The sequence below is a fragment of the Pseudomonadota bacterium genome (assembly GCA_030859565.1).
In the GTDB taxonomy this organism is placed as follows: Bacteria; Pseudomonadota; Gammaproteobacteria; order JACCXJ01; family JACCXJ01; genus USCg-Taylor.
Genome location: JALZJW010000269.1, coordinates 1 through 2,537, shown reverse-complemented (window position 1 = coordinate 2,537; position 2,537 = coordinate 1). Strand labels below are relative to the sequence as shown.

Sequence of the window (2,537 nt, the reverse complement as noted above, 5' to 3'; positions counted from 1 at the left end):
GCGTCGCGAGGCCGAGGGCGTCTTCCGTCGCATCGCCTCCCATGCTTGCACCGACCACCGCCACGGTCTTTGCGCCTGTCTTCCGCAGATAGCGCACGGCGGCCAGCACGTCGAACGACGTGGCCTCGCGGTTGGCGGACAGCGGGCCATCGTGGGACAGGCCGAACCCTCGCAGGTCGATCGCGAGCACGCGAAAGCCTGCCTTCACGAGTACCTGCGCCTGCTCCTTCCAATCACTCTTCGTCTTCCCGCCTCCATGGACCAGCACCACGCCGCGATCACTCGCTCCGTACAGGTCCGCGTGGATGATCCACCCGTCCTGCGCGGGAAACGAGATCGGGCCCCGTGCCTCGGTGAGGATGATTATCGCGAGGACGGCCAGGATCGCCGCGATCGCCAGGGCGGACTGTGGCGTGAGCTTGGTGCGCATGTTGAAGCGCTAGTGCTGAGCGCGGCTATCCTAACTCTGACTGCTCTCCTTGACAAACAAACTAGAAGAGCGTTGGGCACACTCCTAGGCACACTAGGAGACCGTGGCTCGATGAGCGCAAAATCGCGAAAAAGCAAACCCGCACCCAGAGCGTAGGCGAGTCCGACGATAGAGGCAGGCCCGGCGCCACACGTCAAGTGGTTGGTCGTGGCCGCCCTTGTGGGACTCGGCTTCGCGGCGGCATCGGCGTGGGTGGGCTACAATATCCTTCGCGACCCGCTCTATGAGAGTGTCTGCGACTTCAATACGACATTCAGCTGCACCGAGGCCTACACGAGCCGGTTCGGTTCGGTGGCTGGCGTGCCCGTGGTGCTCGTCGGCGTGTTGTACTTCGCCTTCGTGCTGGGCCTGACTGGGCTGTGCAGTCAGTCGCCCGCCGCGCGCCGGAATCTGGCCGGGTAGGTGTTCGCCGTGTCGGGCTTCGTGGGGGTGCACTATCTCGCGTACGCGTCGGTCTTCGTGCTCGGGACGGTGTGCCTGCTCTGTCTTGGCACCTACGCGGCGATTGCCGTGCTCTTACTGATTTCTGCCTCCGAACGATCCCGCGTGGGCAGCCTGCCTGACAGCGCGGCTCGCGACATCCAGACGCTGGCTCGGACGCCGGCCGCTTTGGTGGCGACGCTCGCATTCGCCGGTGCCGCCGATCTCGTCATCACGCTATTTCCGCGCGAGGCCGTCTCAGCGCTGCCGGCGTGCTCGAAGCGCCGATAAACACCGCATCGGGATTGGCCGCCATGATTTTCAGCAAGCCTTGAAAGCGACCCCCTCGAAAGCGGAATAGTAGTCGCTCAGGAACTTCGGGCCAATATGCGCTGTATGACGGCCCACGTTCCGGAGTCGTAAATTCCCTCGTACCTATTGCAACGATCCCGCAGACGTTCATAGGTCCGCCACCGACTCCGGGGCGGCTTTTCTGGAAAGTCCCAGGCAATGCCCTCAGCGCCGCCCAGCTTGCGCCTGATCTTTCCTGCCTGGGTTAGCGCCCTATCCCCTTGGCGAGTAGCACTGCGATTGATACGCGAGCCTGTAGCAAGCGCCTACAACCGAAATAGCGACTTCCAAGGTACAGCTTCGCCGCTCGCCTGTTGCATCCGGCGATCGGGCATCCAGAGCCGCCACCCTCCGAAGTAACACCTCGTCGAAAGCAAATAGACCGGGTAACGGTATTGCTCTCCGTCTTTGCTGTAGGCCAGCTCAATTCGGCCCTCACGCTCATGCACCCATACGCCGATGTTTGACGTGCGCTCGCTGTCGATCGTCTGTTGCCAGCCAAAATAGGACCGGCATCTCAGATAACCTTCGCGCGCCCACCGGCGCACGTCAATCGAAAGCAGGCTCTCACACTTCGCACGCCAGCCTATACGCCCGGATGCGTAGCCGCCCATGACCCTTTTCGATTTTCCGAAATCAATTGGCTAAACGTTGTTCCAATAGCGTCCCGGACCTTGGATAAATCCGCGAAGATATGGCGCATTCGGGCAATTGATTGTTTTGTGCCCATCGCATCCAGCGTGTCAGCCATTGCTGGCGATCTTGTCTGCAATCTGCTTCGCGACTCCGCGCCCCTGGGCGTCGCGCTCGACCGCCATTAGGAACCAGCATTTCCCGCTACTGGTTTTCTCCCACTGCTCGCCTATCTGAATCTTCTCGCGCGAATCGTCATTGGTCTTGTAAGGCTCTCCCTTATATTCCACCGCCAGCAGCCCGGCCATCCAACAATTCACACACAAAATCCGGGTAGAAGTTTCTCTCAGTGTTCTATTTCCAGAAATAAGGCATTCGATAGCCTCGCCCCAAGTCTCCGATGGTCTTGTAAGTGTCCACAGCCTGCCGTAGCCCTCTTTCGATAACAGAATTTCCGGTAGTGTCTCAGTTTGAATCTCGGCTTCCGACCCACTCCTGACATTCGCGAAAGCAGGCTAGCTCCCGATTTTGTTGAAAAACTCGTGTGAATTTTGATTTGGGATTGTCGTTGGCGAGATTCGATCTCGTGTTGAGCATAAGTTTGCCGGCTTCGAGCGGATTCTTTATTCTTCTTCGGATCGTA

4 protein-coding genes and 1 pseudogene are annotated in these 2,537 nt (G+C 59.6%); 2 read left to right on the top strand and 3 right to left on the bottom strand.

What is annotated here, in order from left to right:
• On the bottom strand, positions 1-430 hold a 430-nt coding region (locus tag M3436_20610), incomplete at its 3' end, for an alpha/beta hydrolase (GenBank protein MDQ3566372.1).
• 207 nt (positions 431-637) lie between these two features.
• On the opposite strand from M3436_20610, the gene M3436_20605 reads away from it, so the two are divergent.
• Entirely contained in the window at positions 638-892 is a 255-nt protein-coding gene (locus M3436_20605; protein ID MDQ3566371.1) for a hypothetical protein, read from the top strand.
• Positions 893-901: 9 nt separating this feature from the next.
• Positions 902-1,201: a vitamin K epoxide reductase family protein gene (locus M3436_20600; protein MDQ3566370.1), complete on the top strand. Its 300-nt coding sequence runs from the start codon at positions 902-904 to the stop codon at positions 1,199-1,201.
• A gap of 326 nt (positions 1,202-1,527) precedes the next feature.
• Here the strand turns inward: M3436_20600 and M3436_20595 are convergent, their stop codons facing one another.
• Both M3436_20595 and M3436_20590 read right to left on the bottom strand, forming a co-directional pair.
• Complete coding sequence (locus M3436_20595) at positions 1,528-1,875, bottom strand: hypothetical protein (GenBank protein ID MDQ3566369.1); 348 nt, start codon at positions 1,873-1,875, stop codon at positions 1,528-1,530.
• A 129-nt stretch (positions 1,876-2,004) separates the two neighbouring features.
• Positions 2,005-2,233, bottom strand: a pseudogene (locus tag M3436_20590) (hypothetical protein).
• Between the last annotated feature and the right edge of the window lie 304 nt (positions 2,234-2,537).